Source organism: Streptomyces sp. NPDC006450 (assembly GCF_040612195.1).
Classification (GTDB): Bacteria; Actinomycetota; Actinomycetes; order Streptomycetales; family Streptomycetaceae; genus Streptomyces.
The window spans coordinates 17,008-33,491 of sequence record NZ_JBEXPT010000020.1 but is presented as its reverse complement, the minus strand read 5'-3'; the positions used below and the strand labels follow the sequence as shown (position 1 = coordinate 33,491).

Annotated in this window: 17 protein-coding genes and 1 tRNA gene; 13 read left to right on the top strand and 5 right to left on the bottom strand. The window is 70.9% G+C overall.

Annotation, left to right across the window (positions count from 1 at the left end):
* Nucleotides 1-75 precede the first annotated feature (75 nt).
* A complete protein-coding gene (locus ABZY57_RS10010) occupies nt 76-729 on the bottom strand; it encodes a YdcF family protein (protein WP_356510042.1) in 654 nt (217 codons plus the stop codon).
* Complete coding sequence (locus tag ABZY57_RS10005; protein ID WP_356510040.1) at nt 726-1,514, bottom strand: GntR family transcriptional regulator; 789 nt, start codon at nt 1,512-1,514, stop codon at nt 726-728. The genes ABZY57_RS10010 and ABZY57_RS10005 overlap by 4 nt, the downstream gene beginning before the upstream one ends.
* 450 nt (nt 1,515-1,964) lie before the next feature.
* Between ABZY57_RS10005 and ABZY57_RS10000 the strand changes: the two genes are divergently transcribed.
* From ABZY57_RS10000 to ABZY57_RS09940, 13 genes are all read left to right on the top strand, one after another.
* A complete protein-coding gene (locus ABZY57_RS10000; protein WP_356510038.1) occupies nt 1,965-2,234 on the top strand; it encodes a DUF6284 family protein in 270 nt (89 codons plus the stop codon).
* The gene (locus tag ABZY57_RS09995) at nt 2,231-2,557 is read left to right on the top strand and encodes a DUF6303 family protein (RefSeq protein ID WP_356510036.1); all 327 of its coding nucleotides are present in this window, start codon (nt 2,231-2,233) and stop codon (nt 2,555-2,557) included. Before ABZY57_RS10000 ends, ABZY57_RS09995 begins: the two co-directional genes overlap by 4 nt.
* On the top strand, nt 2,554-3,597 hold the full coding sequence (locus ABZY57_RS09990) for a DUF2637 domain-containing protein (RefSeq protein ID WP_356510034.1): 1,044 nt from the start codon (nt 2,554-2,556) through the stop codon (nt 3,595-3,597). Before ABZY57_RS09995 ends, ABZY57_RS09990 begins: the two co-directional genes overlap by 4 nt.
* Nucleotides 3,594-3,959 (top strand): RRQRL motif-containing zinc-binding protein, encoded by a 366-nt coding sequence (locus ABZY57_RS09985; protein WP_356510032.1) that lies wholly within the window; start codon nt 3,594-3,596, stop codon nt 3,957-3,959. Before ABZY57_RS09990 ends, ABZY57_RS09985 begins: the two co-directional genes overlap by 4 nt.
* A gap of 78 nt (nt 3,960-4,037) precedes the next feature.
* Nucleotides 4,038-5,651, top strand: coding sequence for a hypothetical protein (locus ABZY57_RS09980; RefSeq protein WP_356510030.1), 1,614 nt, complete (start codon nt 4,038-4,040; stop codon nt 5,649-5,651).
* Nucleotides 5,651-7,747 carry a hypothetical protein gene (locus tag ABZY57_RS09975; protein ID WP_356510028.1) on the top strand — a complete coding sequence of 699 codons (2,097 nt, stop codon included), beginning with the start codon at nt 5,651-5,653 and terminating at the stop codon, nt 7,745-7,747. The genes ABZY57_RS09980 and ABZY57_RS09975 overlap by 1 nt, the downstream gene beginning before the upstream one ends.
* Before the next feature lie 224 nt (nt 7,748-7,971).
* Nucleotides 7,972-8,460, top strand: a complete 489-nt coding sequence (locus ABZY57_RS09970) for a hypothetical protein (RefSeq protein WP_356510026.1) — start codon at nt 7,972-7,974, stop codon at nt 8,458-8,460.
* A gap of 188 nt (nt 8,461-8,648) precedes the next feature.
* Entirely contained in the window at nt 8,649-8,804 is a 156-nt protein-coding gene (locus ABZY57_RS09965; protein WP_356510024.1) for a hypothetical protein, read from the top strand.
* A 78-nt stretch (nt 8,805-8,882) separates the two neighbouring features.
* Nucleotides 8,883-9,803: a bifunctional DNA primase/polymerase gene (locus ABZY57_RS09960; protein WP_356510022.1), complete on the top strand. Its 921-nt coding sequence runs from the start codon at nt 8,883-8,885 to the stop codon at nt 9,801-9,803.
* Nucleotides 9,800-10,153 carry a hypothetical protein gene (locus ABZY57_RS09955; protein ID WP_356510020.1) on the top strand — a complete coding sequence of 118 codons (354 nt, stop codon included), beginning with the start codon at nt 9,800-9,802 and terminating at the stop codon, nt 10,151-10,153. Before ABZY57_RS09960 ends, ABZY57_RS09955 begins: the two co-directional genes overlap by 4 nt.
* Nucleotides 10,153-11,403 (top strand): DUF3631 domain-containing protein, encoded by a 1,251-nt coding sequence (locus ABZY57_RS09950; RefSeq protein WP_356510018.1) that lies wholly within the window; start codon nt 10,153-10,155, stop codon nt 11,401-11,403. The genes ABZY57_RS09955 and ABZY57_RS09950 overlap by 1 nt, the downstream gene beginning before the upstream one ends.
* 172 nt (nt 11,404-11,575) lie before the next feature.
* Nucleotides 11,576-11,776, top strand: coding sequence for a helix-turn-helix domain-containing protein (locus ABZY57_RS09945; protein WP_356510016.1), 201 nt, complete (start codon nt 11,576-11,578; stop codon nt 11,774-11,776).
* A gap of 70 nt (nt 11,777-11,846) precedes the next feature.
* Nucleotides 11,847-13,232: a tyrosine-type recombinase/integrase gene (locus ABZY57_RS09940; RefSeq protein WP_356510014.1), complete on the top strand. Its 1,386-nt coding sequence runs from the start codon at nt 11,847-11,849 to the stop codon at nt 13,230-13,232.
* Between the two features lie 46 nt (nt 13,233-13,278).
* Here the strand turns inward: ABZY57_RS09940 and ABZY57_RS09935 are convergent.
* The 3 genes from ABZY57_RS09935 to ABZY57_RS09925 all read right to left on the bottom strand — a co-directional run bounded on the left by ABZY57_RS09935 (nt 13,279) and on the right by ABZY57_RS09925 (nt 16,424).
* Nucleotides 13,279-13,352 (bottom strand) — tRNA-Thr (locus tag ABZY57_RS09935).
* A 117-nt stretch (nt 13,353-13,469) separates the two neighbouring features.
* The gene (locus ABZY57_RS09930) at nt 13,470-15,038 is read right to left on the bottom strand and encodes an alpha/beta fold hydrolase (protein WP_356510012.1); all 1,569 of its coding nucleotides are present in this window, start codon (nt 15,036-15,038) and stop codon (nt 13,470-13,472) included.
* A gap of 174 nt (nt 15,039-15,212) precedes the next feature.
* Nucleotides 15,213-16,424: a DNA polymerase III subunit delta' gene (locus ABZY57_RS09925; RefSeq protein WP_356510010.1), complete on the bottom strand. Its 1,212-nt coding sequence runs from the start codon at nt 16,422-16,424 to the stop codon at nt 15,213-15,215.
* Nucleotides 16,425-16,484 lie beyond the last annotated feature (60 nt).

The window sequence follows — 16,484 nt, the reverse complement described above, 5'->3', positions numbered from 1 at the left end:
GTGCCCTGACGTTTGGGTCCGCGAGCATAGAATGAATCGTTCAGTGAGGTGCTCTGACCATTGTCAGAAGGCCGGTCAGTGACTGGCTACGAGGCGGCTCGTGAAACCCTCAGAGCAGAGTCGCTCGTAGGCTGCTGAGACCGCGGGCGGAATCTCCTGGCGGATCAGGAACCCTTGCCGCGGGTAGATGAGCAGCCGCTGTTGCGCGCCGACGAGCATGTCGAAGACGAGCCGCGGATCCTGGATCGACGCCACGTACTCCGCAAGCGTCATTGCCGTGGACGCGCTGACGAACTCCACCTCTGGCCACAACTTGCGGGCCGTCGCGTAGGCCCGCCGCTCCTCGTAGGGCTTGCTGATTAGCAGCACCGACTCGACAGGAACACCTTGGTCCGCGAGCAGCGACCTGGAGAAGCGGATGTTCTCGCCCGTATTGCGCGCGTGCGGCTCCACAAGGATGACGGACTCGGGAACGCCCAGCTCCAAGGCTCGTTCGCGGTAGTGCCCCGCCTCACCGCGCGGCATCCGCTCGTGAGTCGTTCGGCTCGTGGCTCCCGTGAAGACGATCAGCGGCATCATGCCGCGCTGGTACAGGTCGACCGTGACGTCAGCGACCCCAAGGTCATGACTACCAAGCCCGATGGCCACGGAGCAGGGCCGCGGTTCGTGGTGCATCTGCTGGAAGTCCCACAGCTGTTCGGCGTCGGCCCATGCCTGCGAGGAGATCACGACGTGGCCTCCCGAGCCGAGTCGGGGACCTGGAAGTCGTAGGCCCACGCAAAACGAGTGGCCGCATGCAGGCCGATCGCGAACTCTACGACTGTCCCGTCCGCCGTGTACGTCGTCCGATGCAGTTCAACGACCCACTCGCCGGTCGCCAGCTGGAGCAAGGTTGCTTCTTCCTGCGTCGCGACCCTCGCGAACAGCTCCTCACGCATGTGGTCGATCTCGTAGCCCGCGTCGTACAGAACCCGAAAGCCACCACCCCGGCCGGCGGGACCCGGGGTCGGGTCAACGATGCGAGTTCCCTCGACGTGTTCGGCTCGGTAGTAACTGGTCAGCGTGTGCGTTGGCTGATCGCCTTCTTTCACGAGCCGCGCCCGCGCATACACATCTGCCCCCTCAGCAAGCCCGTGCGCCGCAGCCACCAACGCGGGCGCCGGCACACGGCTGACGCTCTGCGTCTGTTCACCGCGCTTGTAGGCACGTCCTGACGCGACACGGTCAGCGATGAACGCCACCTCGTCGCCGTCCCGCCACTTCGCCTTGTCGTACCGCGCGATGCCCAGACGCTTCAACGGGGCCTGTTGCCGTACGACCGTGCCATGGCCCCGCGACGAGGTCACCAAGCCCTCAGCCTCGAGCGCCTTGTACGCAGCGTGGACCGTGGACTTCGACCCTTCGCCGGCATCCACGAGGTCGCGGATGTGTGGTAGCTGCTGGCCAGGGGCGTAGTCGCCCTGCCTGATCTGCTCGGCCAGCTTGTCAGCCAGTTCGCGCCACTTGGGTGCCACGGGAGCTCCTCTCGATGAGTCCAGTCAAACACAGTCCCAGGACTGTTGACAGTCCTGGGACTGCCAGTCCATAGTCATCCACAGAAGTTCGCAGTCCTAGGACAGCGAACCGGAGAGGGGTCCTCTTTGGGCTGCTCTCGGCGCCTGGAGAGCCCGTGAGACGGCTCGAAGGAAGCGATCGTCCGTTGAGAACTGAAGAGTGGATCGAGGTATCCGCCCCCCTCTGAGAGGGCGGCGTACGTGGGTTCTGTCCCCGTGTACGGATCAGCGCTACCGACATCCGCTACCTCTTCTGGTAGCGGACGGTTGCCTCCCCTGCCCGTCTTGTACGGGCGGGGTCGCAGGGAGCCGAGTACAGGACGCTCCACCCCCAACACAGTGCAGCCCCCGGCGCGGGAACGCCGGGGGCTGCTGTTCGGGCCCCGTTCCTCCACAGAAGGAGCAAGACCCATGAAGTCCATCGCTGCACTTCAAAGCATCGTTACCCCGTGGTCGGATGGCTTGGAGCCGTCGGACGCGGAGCTGGACGCGATCGAGGTCGAGATGCCGCTGATCCTGGCGGAGGTCGACCTGCTCGACGCGTTGATTTCCCAGCTGGACCGGCCGGCGTCCGAGTTCAGCGCGCGCCGGATCCGTCGGGCCCGTAACCGGGTCCTGGCGGCCCGGCGGGACGCGACCAACCGCACCGCCGACACGAGCATGGCGGGGGACGCGGCATGAGCAAGAAGATCTTCGGAGCGCAGCTCACGTTGCGCTGCTGCGGTACCACCGCCCCGGAACCGACGACGGGCCCGTGCTGGCAGCTGTACGTGGCCCAGACCGGTCTGGTCAGTGAGTGGCCCACCTTCACCTGGCCCACATCCACCGCGATCCCGAACGTCATGGCGCGCCAGGCGGCGCTGGCGTACCTCGGGTTCACGCTCGCCGAGGACGCCGAGTGGGAGTGGACGGAGAACACCAGCCCCGACTACCACCCCCACCCGGAATGGGTCCTCCTGCTGGGTTCGGTCAAGGTCCGGGCGCTGGAAGGCGGGGCGTCATGAACGACGTTCACCTCCGTTCAGCGGAACGCGCGCTGGCCGTCGGCACGTGGCTGATCGTGGGCGGGGCGATGCTCTACTCCGTCCTCACCGTCACACCGCTGATGGCCGCACACACCGCCCCCGAGTGGCGATGGACGGCACCGATCCTGCCCCTCGTCGTGGATGCGGCGGTGGTCATCGTGGTCCGCCTCGACTCCGTCCTGGCCCGCCTCGGCGGACACGGCGGCGCCTGGCCCGTCGCCCTGCGGTGGATGACCGGCGCCATGACCCTGGCCCTGAACATCGGAGCATCCGCGCTGGCCGGGGACCTGGTCGGCGTCGCGATCCACTCCGTCGCACCGCTCCTCCTCATCGTCACCGCTGAGGCCGGTCTCGCCTACCGGCGGGCCATCACCACCGCCGTCCGGACCCTCCAGGCCGAACAGCGAGCCGAAGCGCAGGCCCGCACGAAAGCGGTCGAGGACCGGGAGGAAGCCCGCCAGCAGCGGGTGCGTGAACGCCGCGAACATGAGGCGACCCTTGCCCGTGAACAGCGTGAACACGAAGCCCGACTCGTCCGCGAGGAAGGTGAGCGGCAGGACCGGATCCGGCGCGAGGAGCAGGCCCGTGCCGATGCCGCCGCGGCCGCTGAACGTGAGGCCCGTGAACGCGGTGAACGCGAGCGTGAACAAGCTCAGGCCGAGCGTGAACAGGCCGAGCAGCGGGCCGCACAGCAGCGCGAGCTGGAGGCCCGGCAGAAGGCCGAGCGTGAACGTCAGGCCCGTGCCGAGCAGGCCGAGCGTGAACGCCGTGAACGCGAGCGTGAACAGGAGCGGATCGAGCAGGAGCGCGCCGCCCTCCTCGCCGCCGGCCCCCCGCCCGAGAAGCTGAAGGAAGGCCCAGCCCTCACCACGGTCCGGGCCGCATTCGACGCCGGACTGCCCGTACGGGTGGCCGCTGAACTGACTGGCTGGTCTGTCGGCTGGGCCGCCGGCCGCTACCAGGAACTCCGCGACACGAGCAGCACCACCGTTCAGGCTCTTGAAGGGGCCACGTCGTGAGCCCGACCCCGCTCGGTGCGGCCGCGACCCTTCCCGTCTACACCTGGCGCCTGGCCCCTGATGGCCTGGCCACCCGCCGTCAGCTCCGCGCGGCCGGTCTCCGGCCCGGCGGCCAGGACGTCGCCGCTCAGGTGGAGCGGCCCCGCTACCGGCGCGGCCCGCTGGTTGCCTTCCTCTACCGGATAGAGCTCGCCCGCCCGGTCCGCCCGATGACGCCGGCCAAGGCCGCCGCTCTGGCGAAGGCCAACGCGGCCCGCCGTACCTGCCCCACCTGCTCGCGCGACGCCGGGTACGTGATCCCGGCCTCGCTCGGCATGTGCGTGCCGTGCGCCTACCCCGATGACGAACAGTGCGTCGCCTGAACCACTCAACGGGGCCCGACCAGCCGCCTCCTACAGCACCGGCCGGGCCCTCTTCTCCCCTGAAGGAGCACGTTCAGCATGACCGAAACGACCGTTGAACCGCAGGCCCCACCCCAAGAAACCACGACCAGCCCGACCGCTACCGAGCCCACTGCCGCCGCCAAGGCCAAGGAGGTGGAGCACACCCCGGGCGGTTTCCCCGTGGGCCCTTTGTCCCTGACCGGGACGAACACCGCCGCCGGACTCCTGGCCACCGCCGCGCTGGCGGGCGGCCCGATCGCCGCCGCGATCGCGATGACCGGCGCCGCCGTCCTGGGTACCGCCGCCGCCCACCAGCGCAGCAAGGGCCGTAAGAAGAAGCCCGCGGCCAAGCCCACTCCAGCCGCCAACCGCGCCGCAGGCGTGAGCCAGGGCCGCAGCAGCCTGGGCAGGATCCCCTCCCAGCCCCGCACCAGCCCTCGTACCGGTGGGGGATCCGGATCCCGCCGGACCGGTGGCGGGCAGGCCCGCCACTGCGCGTCTACCGCGTCGGGTGTCCGGTCTGCTGGCCGGTCCGGTGCCTCGTTCAACAAGGCGGGGACACCTTCGGCCCGTCAGCGTGCCGGGCAGGCTGCTGGTCGTCTGGCCGGTGGCCGGGCCGGGCAGGTCCGCGACCTACGCTCCCAGGCCAAGACACAGGCCCCGACCCGATCCGCCGCCCGCACGGCGGCAGTTCAGGCCCGCCGGCAGGTCGCGGACACCCGGCGGGCCGCGAAAGCCGCCGAGCGCGCCACCACCGCCGGTAAGAAGGCACGTGGTCCGGCGGCCCAGACCCTGGCCAAGTCCATGGGTAAGGCCGCCGCCGTCCGCGACAAGGCCGTGGGTGCTGTCCGCTCAGTGGGGGACCGCAGCGCGGGCCGGGCGGTCGCCAACGGCCGGGCCCATGTTCAAAACAAGGCGTTCCGCAAGCGGGTCAAGCACCTCGCCGCCCCCGCCCGCAAGCTGACGCGGAAGGCTCTGCGGAAGTCCGCGGCCCGTTTCCACGCCCGCCGGGCGATGGCCGGCGTGTTCGGCGCGCTGCTGGGCGCCGTCGGTCTGCTGACCACGCCGCTTGGCCGGAAGCTCGGCTGGGCCTGGCTCCAGAATCCCGGGCGCCGCCTCTACCGGCGTCTCCTGGCCCGCGCCGAGGACGAACGCCACGAGCGTGACCTGGGCATTGCCGCGCAGCACGACGCGGACATGGAAGAGGTCCTTGCCGAGGCCAGGACCGAGCAGGAGGCCGAAGGTGATCTCCTCGGTGACCGCGCCGCCCGTCCCACTACGCACGTTCCCGCACCTCCCGTCAGCCAAGGAGTAGTTGTGAGCAACGCATCCGGGTTCAGGTTCGAAGAGCTCGCCGCCGAGATGGAGCAGGCGGCCCAGGCCTACGAGCCGGAGAGCGCGATGGAGATCCTCGCGATGATCGAGGGCCTGCCCGAGGCCCTTGCGTCGATCGCGAACGTCATGCAGATCCTCGCGGAGCGCTCGGACACCGAGTTCCCGCTGGAGAAGGAAGTCGCGGACGGCTTCGCCGACATCTACGGCGCGATCAACTCCGCCGTCGCCGTGGCCGAGGACCTCGGACCGGCGTTCCGCAAGGCACACGAGGCCGACATCGCCCGCCACGAGGACCCCCGCAACGGGCCCGAGGCCGAGAAGGGCTGGAACGTCTGATGACCACTACCAGCACCGTCACCCACAACGGGCTCGCGCTGGACTGGGCCGCCGGCCACGGCCCCATCACCGGCGCCCTGTCCGCCACCACCGGCGCCTACGCCGTCGCCACCGTCGGCACCCTCGCCCACATGCCCCCGACCTGGGCGTTGGCCGTCGGCACGGTCGGGGCGATCGGGCACACCGCGTCGGGGCTGCGGCAGAAGCTCGCGGCTCGCACGATCGGCGCGCGGGCCGCGTCCTGGCTGCTGGGGTCCGGCTGGACGACGTGGGCGCTGGCCACCGGCCCGCTCACGTGGACCGCGCTGGGCTCCCTCGCCGTGATCGGCGTCGGCATGGGGGCCGCGGCCCGCTCGGTCGGCTTCTACGAGGAGGCCCGCGAGCTCGAAGCCATCGCCGCCGCTGAACGGCAGGTTGCCCGCGAACTGTCTGCCGATCGGCGGGCCATCGCCGCCGAGTGGGTGGACCGCGTGCAGCGGGTCTGCGGGATCACCCTGCGGATCGTGGCCGTGGAGATGTGGCCGACGAACACCGGCTTCACCATCGACGCCGAACTCCCCGCCGGGGGCACCACCTACGACCGGATCGCCCGCGAGAACGCCCGCCTGTCCGCCGATGCCCGCCTCCCGCACGGCTGCACCGCCGCCGCCTCCCCCGGCATCGACCAGGGCCGCGTCCTGATCGACGTGACCACGGTCAACGTCCTCGCGGCGGAAGTTCCCTACCCGTCCGACTACAGCGCTCTGTCGATCCACACCGGCATCCCGTGGGGGTACCGCACCAACGCGGAGGAGATCCTCACCTACCTCCGCGAGCAGTGCGCGCTGGTCGTCGGGCCGACCGGATCCGGTAAGACGAACATGGTCCACGTCATCCTGGCCGGGTTCGCCCGCGCCACCGACATCCTGACCTGGGTCATCGACCTCAACGCCGGATCGGCCGGCCTGCCCTGGATCCGTCCCGCCATGGACGGCTCCGGCCAAGGTGCCGCGGTGCGGCCCGGGATCGACTGGCTCGCCGCCAGCCACGAGGAAGCCCACCTGATGCTGGACGCGGCCCTGCGCGTCGGCAACTACCGCAAGCGCGCCTACCAGGACCTCATGGCCAAGGCCAACACCGACCTCCTGCCCATCAGCCACGAGATCCCGCAGATCATGCTCCTGATCGACGAAGGCGCGGAGATCCTGATCAGCCGGGATCCCGAGACCCGCAAGCTCGCGAAGAAGATCCTCGAAGTGATCCGGATGCTCCGCGCCATGGGCATCCGCACCGTCCTCACCGCCCTCGGCGCCACCGGCGCCGTCCTGGGCGACATGATGATCCGCCGCGAGGCCAAGACGCGGGTGGCGCTGACCGGCGGGGCGACTGAGGGCATGGACCTGTCCAAGCTGTTCCCCGGCGGAACCGGCCTGCGGATCGAGCAGGCACCCCACAAGGGCACCGGCTTCATGGGTACCCCCGAATCCCCTGCCGCCCTCTTCGGAACCTGGCGGATCCTCCCCAACCAGATCCGCGACATCGTCCACGCCACCAGCGACCGCCACCCCTACCTCGACGCCGTCTCCGCCAAGGCCGCCGGCCCCGACTACGCCCGCCGCTGGGACACCGCCCGCACCGCATGGATCACCGAACACCAGCACACCGCCCCAGACCCCGACGCCAGCACACCGGGCACCGCACCGACGGGCCGGACGGGTACGGGTCTGAACCTCTCCGCTCACCGCGAGCAGGCCCCGACCGTCGCGGAGACGAGCGGCGTGGACGCGGAGTTCGAGCGGCTCATGTCCGTCGAGTTCGCCCCCACCCCCGAACTCGAGCAGGAGCAGGAGCAGGAGCAGCCGCGGCGGCCGGGGCTGAACCTGTCCGCGCACCGGGGCGAGGGCGGCCGGGACGCCGGGCCGGGCTGGCTGCCCGAAGCGGTCACCGCGATCTACGCGGCCGGGACCGAGGGCATGAAGCCGGCAGCCGTCGCGGACCTCGTCGGCAAGGACCGCAAGACCGTCCGCGCTGCCCTGAGGGCCGCCGCCGAGCGCGGGGAGCTGGTCTACCGGGACAACGGGCCGCACTCCGTTTACGTCCACCCCGACCACGCCTGAACCGTGCACGGACAGCTACCGGGTACTGGGTAGTGGGGCACACCCCACTACCCAGTAGAACACCCCACTAGCGCCCCCACAGGCCCCCAACAGGCCCTTTCTACTGGGGACCCCACTACCCACTACCCAGTAGCCACACCCCACTAGAACCACGCAGAGCGACCACCCACAGCGGGCGGCCCCACCACCACGGGGGCCGCCCGCACCGCGTCCAGGAGCCTGCAATGCCCTATGAGCCCACGATCCAGAGCGCCACCCCCGCCACCCGCTACGGCGACCCCATCGTCTACCCGACCGCGATCCAACAGCCCGCCATGCTGCCCACCGAACTCCCCCCGGGAGTCGAGATGGTCACCCTCCCCGGCGGCTACCGCACCCTCGCCTACACCCAGCCCCAGCCCCACGCGCCCGCCCCGGCCGCGCAGCCGGTCCCCGCATGGGCCAAGACCACCGCCCTGCTCGCCCCGACGGTCGGCGGCGGGATCGCCGCCGCTGGGTTCGGGATCTCCTACGCCGCCCCGGGACTGATCGCCATGACCGAAGCCCTCTGGGCCGCCATCGCCCTCATCGCCGTCGGCGTCATCGCCCCGATCCTCCTCCGCACAGGACGCGGAGCAGGCGGCCGGGGTGCGGCGCCCGCGCAGCACGTCACCCAGAACATCACCGCGTCCGGGATGTTCGGCCGCGCCACCGGAACCATCAACCAGCACTGAAAGCAGGTCCAGCCCCAGCCGCTCTCGGAGCGGATCTCCGATGCGCTCGCGCTCCTCACAGGCAAGCGCATCGTCCGCTGCCCCCACCCCGGCTGCCTCGTCAGCGTCCGGTACCGCACCGTCACCCCCGACGAGGCCAAGCGCCTCATCGACTTCGCCACCGACCACACCCATCACTAAGGAGCCTCATGACTGCCTGGAGTCCCGGCAACCCTGACTGCAACCCCGACTACGACTGCGAGCTGTGCGCGCCCCTCGACGGCAGCGACCCATACCCCTACGCGCACTGCTGCGGCTGCGGAGCCGACGGCAGCAGCGAACGCCCCGACTGCACCTGCCAGTAGACACGCCGAAGGCGGCCCGCTCTCGCCAAAGTCCGGGCCGCCCTCTTCCAGAACCCATCAGAACTGGAGACCCCAAGCATGACCCAACCTGCCCCCATCCGGCGAGATGGCCGGGTACGGCTGCTTGCCGAAGCCCTCAGCCTCGCCGCCCGAGGCTGGCCCGTCTTCCCGCTCCACCCCGGATCGAAGGCCCCCGCTCTCCACGGCGAAGACCGCTGCCCCCGCACCGACGGCTGCGCTGACGGGCACCTGAAGTGGGAGCAGCGCGCGACCACTGACCAGGCCGCGATCGTCCGCTGCTGGACGCACAAGCCGTACAACATCGGCCTCGCCACCGGCCCCGCCGGACTGATCGTCATCGACCTGGACACCCCCAAGGCCAAGAGCAGTCAGGATGCGCCTGGCGGCGCGGAGACATTCACTTCGCTCTGCGAGCGCGCCGGGCAGGCCGTCCCCACCACCTTCCGCGCCCGGACCCCCTCCGGCGGGTCCCACCTGTACTTCACCGCCTCGGCCGGGATCCGGCTGGGGAACACGGCGGGCAAGCTCGGCCCGCTCATCGACACCCGCGCCCACGGCGGATATGTCGTCGCCCCTGGCAGCAGTACCGCGGCGGGGATGTACGAGGTGACCGACCCTGCCCCGGTCGCGGAGCTTCCTGGCTGGCTGCTGCCCCTGCTCCAGCCGCCTGCCCCGGTCCCGGCCGGTCGGCTCGTGGCGCCGGCCGTCAGCGGCACCAGCGCGGCCCGCGCTGCGCTGGACGCCGAGTGCATCGTCGTCCGTACCGCTCCTGCGGGGCAGGCGAACAACACGCTCAATCGGAGCGCCTTCAAGGTGGGGCGCTTCGTCGCGTGGGGCGACCTGACCCGCGACGAGGTGGAGGTGGCCTTCCAAGGAGCAGGGGAGGAGCGGGGACTCACCGCTGCCGAGTGCCGCTCCACGATCCGCAGCGCCCTGGACAGCTCCGCCCGTACGGTCCGGGCCCGGGATGCGGCATGAACACCCGACCCCATCCCCGCTTGGAAGGCACCACCCTGGCGCCTACCGGCCGCAGCTCCGCCGAACCGGCCCGGACCACGGACAGCAGTGGCGCGCCGAAGGTCGTCGCCGAAGGCGTCCCTTCATCTGTCCGCTCGAACCCGTGCCTCGACGACGGACGCCGGCCTGTCGCCTGGCTCCACATCAGCGCCCCCGGCCGAGGCGTCACCCCGTCCGCCCGCTCGTGGTGCTCGTGCGGACGCGACCTCTTCGCCGCTGGCCAGAGCCGCGCGCTCGCGCTGATCGACGACCACATGCGCCACCGCACCGCCTGCCCCCAGCTCGTATCCCAGGAAGGGAAGGCCGCCTGATGAGCGACCCCAAGCCCCAGGCAACGCCCATCGACGGGGCCGCCCTGCTCGACGAGGTGGAGACCTTCCACCGGCGATTCAACGTTTTCCCGCGGGAAGCCGCATACGTCGCGGTCGCCCTGTGGGACGCACACGCCCACCTCATCGACGCGTTCGACGGAACCGCCCGCATCGCGTTCCTGTCCCCCGAACCGGGGTCGGGGAAGTCCCGTGCACTGGAGATCATCGAGACGCTGACCCCCCGAGCAGCGACCACGGTCAACGCGTCCCCGAACGCGCTCTTCCGCCTCGTCGACGCCCCCGAAGGGCCCCCAACCCTCCTCTTCGACGAAATCGACACCGTCTTCGGCCCCAAGGCCGGAGACAACGAAGCCGTCCGAGGGTTCCTCAACTCCGGCTACCGCCGGGGCGGCAACTCCCTGCGCTGTGTCGGCGAAGGTGCCAACCAGACGGCTGGGTGGTTCTCCTCGTTCTGCGCGGTCGCCATGGCCGGACTCGGCTCCCTGCCCGACACGATCCTGACCCGCTCGGTCATCATCCGCATGCGCAAGCGTGCACCGAACGAGACCTGCGAGCCCTACCGTCGGCGCCAGCACGAGAAGCAGGGCCACGTCCTACGCGACCGCCTCGCGGAATGGGCCGACACCGTCCGCGACCAAGTCGCCGTAGCGTGGCCCGAGATGCCTGAAGGCGTCACCGACCGGCCCGCCGACGTCTGGGAGCCCCTCCTCGCCGTCGCAGACGCCGCCGGGGGGAACTGGCCCGAGCGGGCCCGCGCCGCCTGCGTGGAACTGATCAACGCGGCCCACGACAACGAGGAGGCGTCCCTCGGCATCCGGCTGCTGACCGACCTGCGGGACAAGGTGTTCTGCGGAGCAGAGCGCATGCCCACCGCCGTGATCCTGGAATGTCTCCTCGCCCTGGACGACTCCCCGTGGGCCGACATGGACGACAAGCCGATCACCTCCCGCACCCTGGCCAAGATGCTCGGCCAGTACGTCACCCCGGCGAACAAGCCGATCAAGCCCCGAACCTTCCGGATGCCCTCCGGAACCCCCAAGGGCTACTTCGCCGAGGACCTGTCCGATGCGTGGACCCGCTACTGCCCCCTCCCCCCGCTCAGGTCCGCAACATCCGCAACATCCGCAACACCGCAGGTCACAAGGGGTGAATCTGTTGCGGAAACCCCGATCGGCGTCCACAACCGCACACCAGGAACCGCCACACTTCCGCTCCACATCGCTGGCTGACATGCACAACGGCGCCGCGCACCGACGCACGGACGTGTGTCGGTGCTATCCGCAACAAATCCGGGACCCGCAACAAATCCAGGCCTCTGATCAGGCATGTTGCGGTGTTGCGGCTGTTGCGGATCCCTAAGGGCCGAGACGGCCCCACTCGATCACCAAGGAGACATGAGCCGTGACCACCGCGACACAGCCCGTCGACCGGGTGCTCTGCACCGTGGACCTCGCCGCCGAGCTGCTCTCCCTCGGACGTTCCACCATCTACGAGTTGATGGCTTCAGGCCTGCTGCCCTTCGTCAAGCTCGGCCGGGCCCGCCGCATCCGCCGGAGCGACATCGACGCGTTCGCCGCCCAACTCCCCTCGCAGTCCGTCTGATCTCAGCGCAGCCACTGGCGGCCCCGGGAATGCCCCCGGGGCCGCCTTCCGCATGGAGGAGCAGGAGCACATGAGTCCCCGCAAGCCGAACATGGAGTCGTCCATCTACCTTGGCAGCGACGGGTGGTGGCACGGCCGCGTCACAATGGGCGTCAAGTCGGACGGCGGCCCCGACCGCCGGCACCGCCGCGCCAGGACCGAGACCGAGGTCAGCAAGAAGGTCCGCGAGCTGGAGAAACTGCGCGACGAGGGCCGGGCCACGAAGGCCGGGCGGAAGCCGACCGTTGCCGAGTGGATGGACACGTACCTGACCACGATCGCGAGCCTGAAACTCAAGCCGCGTTCCCTGGACGACTACTGGTCGAAGACCCGCAACGACATCATCCCCGGCGTCGGCAAGCACCGTCTCGACAAGCTCGCGCCGGAGCACCTGGAGGTGATGTACGCGGCCATGATGGAGGAGGGGCACGCGCCGTCGCACGTGGTCAAGGTGCACCGGATCCTGTCCCGCGCCCTGAAGATCGCCCACCGCCGCAGGCTCATCAACGAGAACGTCGCCACGCTCGTTGACCCGCCGTCCGTCGACGAGACCGAGGCCAACCCGTTCTCCCGGGACGAGTCCAAGGCCTTCCTCGCCGCCGCCGCGAAGCGACCCACGTTCATGCGTTGGGCCATCGGCGTCGGCATGGGCTTCCGGCAGGGCGAAGCCCTGGGCCTTCGTTGGCAGTACGTTGACCTGGAGCAGGGGCTGTTCCACCCCGCCTGGCAGCTCCAGCGCCTCACCTGGAGGCACGGCTGCAAGAACGCGCACGCCTGCGGAGCCCGGCTCCATCGGTTCGAACCCTGCCCCGCCAAGTGCTCCACCCACAAGGGCTACAAGCGCGGTTGTCCACAGCCGTGCACGAAGACCTGCCGCCGGCACGCCAGCACCTGCCCCGAGCGGAAGGGCGGCGGACTCGCCTTCACCCGGCCGAAGACGAGGAAGAGCCAGCAGCCCGTGCCCATCCCGCCGCCCTTCCTGCCCTACCTCCTGGAGCACCGGGAGAAGCAGGACGAGCAGCGGCTGGCCGCCGGGGAGCTGTGGGAGGAGTGCGGCGCCGTGTTCACCCGGGCCGACGGCCGGCCGCTCGATCCGCGGGCCGACTGGGAGGAGTTCAAGGAGCTGCTCGACGAGGCGGGGATCAGCGACCGGCGCCAGCACGACGGGAGCCGCCACACGGCGGGGACGATCCTCAACGAGTTGGGCATCGACATGCCCACCATCATGGAGATCCTTCGGCACACGCAGATCAGCCAGACACGTCGCTACGTGAAGGGCCGGTCGGAGCTCTCGCGGGAGGCGATGCGCCGGATGGGAGAGGCCTTCATGCCTGGCCCCGATCCAGTGTCTGAGACCAGAACTGAGACCGAGAACACCCGAGCCGCCCGTGCACGGCGGCGGCGCAAGATCCGGTAAAGCAAAACCCCCAGGTCACGGCGAGTGAGTCCTGGGGGTTCTACAGAGCCGCCTTCGGGATTCGAACCCGAGACCTACGCATTACGAGTGCGTTGCTCTGGCCAGCTGAGCTAAGGCGGCACCGCTGGGAAGACAAGAATTTCCCTGGTGGGAGGCTCTCATCAGCAGCGGCGCCAAGTCTACAGGGTTAAACGGGGTGCCCCGAACAGGGGCCCGGGACGGCCCCGCCGGCGGGGGTCAGCACTTCTTCTGGTCCTTCGGAGCGGTGCCCTCCAGGAGGTACTGGTTGATCGCCGAGTCGATGCAGGCGCTGCCCCGGCCGTACGCGGTGTGGCCGTCGCCGTCGTAGGTGAGCAGGACGCCCGAGTCGAGCTGGCCCGCCAGGGCCTGGGCCCACTTGTACGGGGTCGCGGGGTCGCGGGTGGTGCCGACCACCACGATCGGCGGAGCGCCCTTCGCGTGCAGTGCCCGGGCCGTGCCGGTGGCCTTCTCCGGCCAGTACGCACAGTTCAGCGAGGCCCAGGCCAGGCCCGCGCCGAAGACCGGAGAGGCCTTCGCGAAGGAGGGCAGCGCCTTCTCGACCGCCTCGGGCCCGGCGAAGGCCGGGGGCTGGTCGAGGCAGTTGACGGCGGCGTTCGCCGACATGAGGTTGGCGTACTTGCCGTCCTGCCCGCGCTCGTAGTAGCTGTCGGCGAGGGCCAGCAGCCCGTCGCCGTCACCGTTGATCGCGGCCTCGAGCGCCTCGCGCAGCTGCGGCCAGGCGTTCTCGTCGTACAGGGCGGCGATCACCCCGGTCGTCGCCAGCGACTCGCCGAGCGCGGCGCGCGACCGGTCGGTCGTGGGGACCGGCTGTGCGTCGACCTTGCGGAAGAACTCCTTCAGGCGTTCCGCGACCTGCTCCGGGGTGCCCCGGCCGAGCGGGCAGTCGGTCTGCTTCGCGCAGTCCGCGGCGAAGGCCCGGAAGGCGGTCTCGAAGCCCTCCGTCTGGTCCCGGTTCAGGTCGATCGCGGGCCGCGAGGGGTCCATCGCCCCGTCCAGGACCAGCCTGCCGGTCCGGCCCGGGAAGAGGTCGGCGTACGTCGCCCCGAGGAAGGTGCCGTACGAGGCTCCGACGTAGTTCAGCTTCTCGTCGCCCAGCGCCGCACGCAGGACGTCCATGTCGCGGGCGGCGTCGACCGTGGACACGTGCGGCAGGATCCGCTGCGAGTGCGTCCGGCAGGCGCCCGCGAACTCCTTGAAGGCAGCCACCAGCAGGGCCTGCTCCGCCGGCGTGTCCGGCGTCTGGTCCACCTGCGTGTACTTGTCCATGGCCGGGCCGTTCAGGCATTCCACGGGGCTGCTGCGGTCCACGCCGCGCGGGTCGAAGGAGACCATGTCGTACGCGGCGCGGACCGGGGCCGGGTATCCGATGCCCGCGTACGCCTGGAGGTATCCGATGCCGGAGCCGCCCGGGCCGCCCGGGTTCACCACCAGCGAGCCGAGCCGCTTGGCGGGGTCGGTGGCCTTGCGCCGGGCCACCGCGATGTCGATGTCCCCGCCCCCCGGGTTCTCGTAGTCCAGCGGAACCTTCAGGGTGGTGCAGTCGAAGCCGGGCACACCGCACTCGCGCCAGCTCAGCTTCTGGTCGTAGTACGGGCGCAGCGCGGCCGGGACGGCGGTCGGCGCGGCCGACGGCGCCTCGGAGGCCCCGCCGGACGACGCGGAGGCGCGCGGTGTTCCCGAACCGCCCGAGGTGCACCCGGAGAGCAGTAGCCCCGCGGCGGCGATCACGGTTCCGGTGGTGCGCAGCAGGCGACTGGTGTCCATTCCCGGAGCCTACGGCCTGCGGGCGTGCCCGGGGCGGTGGCACCCGCGCCGGGCGGCGGACGGCCGCTCGGGCGCGGGGCGCGGCCCCGCACGGACCGGCGGCGTCCGCGGCCCGCCACCCGGGCCCCTCGAACGGGTGAGGCGGTCAACCGGAGTCGCCGCGGCGACCGCGTGTCAGCCAGCGCGCAGCGACATCGTCATCGCCTCGACCGCGAGCAGCGGGGCGACGTTGCGGTCCAGCGCCTGCCGGCACGCGATGATCGCCTCGATGCGCCGCAGCGTGCGCTCGGGGCCCGACTCCCGGGCGATCCGGTCCAGGTCATGGCGTATCTCCTCGTTCGCGATGGCCAGCGAGGAGCCGAGCTGGATGGCCAGCACGTCCCGGTAGAAGCCGGTGAGGTCGGTCAGCGCCAGGTCGAGGCTGTCGCGCTGCGTGCGCGTGCGCCGGCGCTTCTGCCGGTCCTCCAGCTCCTTCATCACGCCCGCCGTACCGCGCGGCATCCTCCCGCCCGTACCCGCTCCGGCGCCGAGCGCGGCCCGCAGCTCCTCGGTCTCTTTCGTGTCGACCTCTTCCGCCACCTGCTTGGCGTCCTCGGCCGCGGCGTCCACCAGCTCCTGCGCCGCCTTCAGGCAGTCGCCCACGTCGGCCACGCGCATCGGCAGCCTCAGTACGGTGGCGCGCCGCGAGCGGGCCGCCCCGTCGGTGGCGAGCCGGCGGGCCCGGCCGATGTGCCCCTGGGTCGCGCGGGCGGCGGCCTGCGCGACGTCCGGCTCGATGCCGTCGCGCCGCACGAGCACCTCCGCGACGGCGGACACCGGCGGGGTGCGCAGCGAAAGGTGCCGACAGCGGGAGCGGATGGTGGGCAGCACGTCCTCCAGCGAAGGGGCGCACAGCAGCCACACGGTTCGCGGAGCGGGCTCCTCCACGGCCTTGAGCAGGACGTTGCCGGCGCCTTCCGTCAGCCGGTCGGCGTCCTCCAGGACGATGACCTGCCAGCGTCCGACGGCCGGGGAGAGCTGTGCCCGGCGCACCAGCGCCCGGGTGTCCTTCACGCCGATGGACAGCTGATCGGTACGGACGATCTCCACGTCGGCGTGCGTGCCGATCACGGTGGTGTGGCAGCCGTCGCAGAACCCACAGCCCGGCTCGCCGCCGAGCGCGCGGTCCGGGCTGGTGCACTGGAGCGCTGCCGCGAAGGCGCGGGCGGCGGTGGCCCGGCCGGAGCCCGGCGGGCCGGTGAACAGCCAGGCGTGCGTCATCTTCGAGGCGGCCGGCGGCGGGGTCCCCGCCTCGATGGCGGTGACCAGGCCGTCGGCGTCGACCGCGGCGGCGGCCAGCTGTGTCTGGACCCGCTCCTGTCCCACCAGGTCGTCCCATACGGGCATCCCGCCCACCACCTTTCGCCTCGCGTACCGTCCGTGTCGCCTGCTCACCCAGTGTGGCGG

Coding starts and splice junctions, on each gene's coding strand:
- ABZY57_RS10000 (WP_356510038.1), top strand. CDS start 1,965: ATGAAGTCCATCGCTGCACTTCAAAGCATCGTTACCCCGTGGTCGGAT.
- ABZY57_RS09995 (WP_356510036.1), top strand. CDS start 2,231: ATGAGCAAGAAGATCTTCGGAGCGCAGCTCACGTTGCGCTGCTGCGGT.
- ABZY57_RS09990 (WP_356510034.1), top strand. CDS start 2,554: ATGAACGACGTTCACCTCCGTTCAGCGGAACGCGCGCTGGCCGTCGGC.
- ABZY57_RS09980 (WP_356510030.1), top strand. CDS start 4,038: ATGACCGAAACGACCGTTGAACCGCAGGCCCCACCCCAAGAAACCACG.
- ABZY57_RS09975 (WP_356510028.1), top strand. CDS start 5,651: ATGACCACTACCAGCACCGTCACCCACAACGGGCTCGCGCTGGACTGG.
- ABZY57_RS09970 (WP_356510026.1), top strand. CDS start 7,972: ATGCCCTATGAGCCCACGATCCAGAGCGCCACCCCCGCCACCCGCTAC.
- ABZY57_RS09965 (WP_356510024.1), top strand. CDS start 8,649: ATGACTGCCTGGAGTCCCGGCAACCCTGACTGCAACCCCGACTACGAC.
- ABZY57_RS09960 (WP_356510022.1), top strand. CDS start 8,883: ATGACCCAACCTGCCCCCATCCGGCGAGATGGCCGGGTACGGCTGCTT.
- ABZY57_RS09955 (WP_356510020.1), top strand. CDS start 9,800: ATGAACACCCGACCCCATCCCCGCTTGGAAGGCACCACCCTGGCGCCT.
- ABZY57_RS09950 (WP_356510018.1), top strand. CDS start 10,153: ATGAGCGACCCCAAGCCCCAGGCAACGCCCATCGACGGGGCCGCCCTG.
- ABZY57_RS09940 (WP_356510014.1), top strand. CDS start 11,847: ATGAGTCCCCGCAAGCCGAACATGGAGTCGTCCATCTACCTTGGCAGC.
- ABZY57_RS09930 (WP_356510012.1), bottom strand. CDS start 15,038: ATGGACACCAGTCGCCTGCTGCGCACCACCGGAACCGTGATCGCCGCC.
- ABZY57_RS09925 (WP_356510010.1), bottom strand. CDS start 16,424: ATGCCCGTATGGGACGACCTGGTGGGACAGGAGCGGGTCCAGACACAG.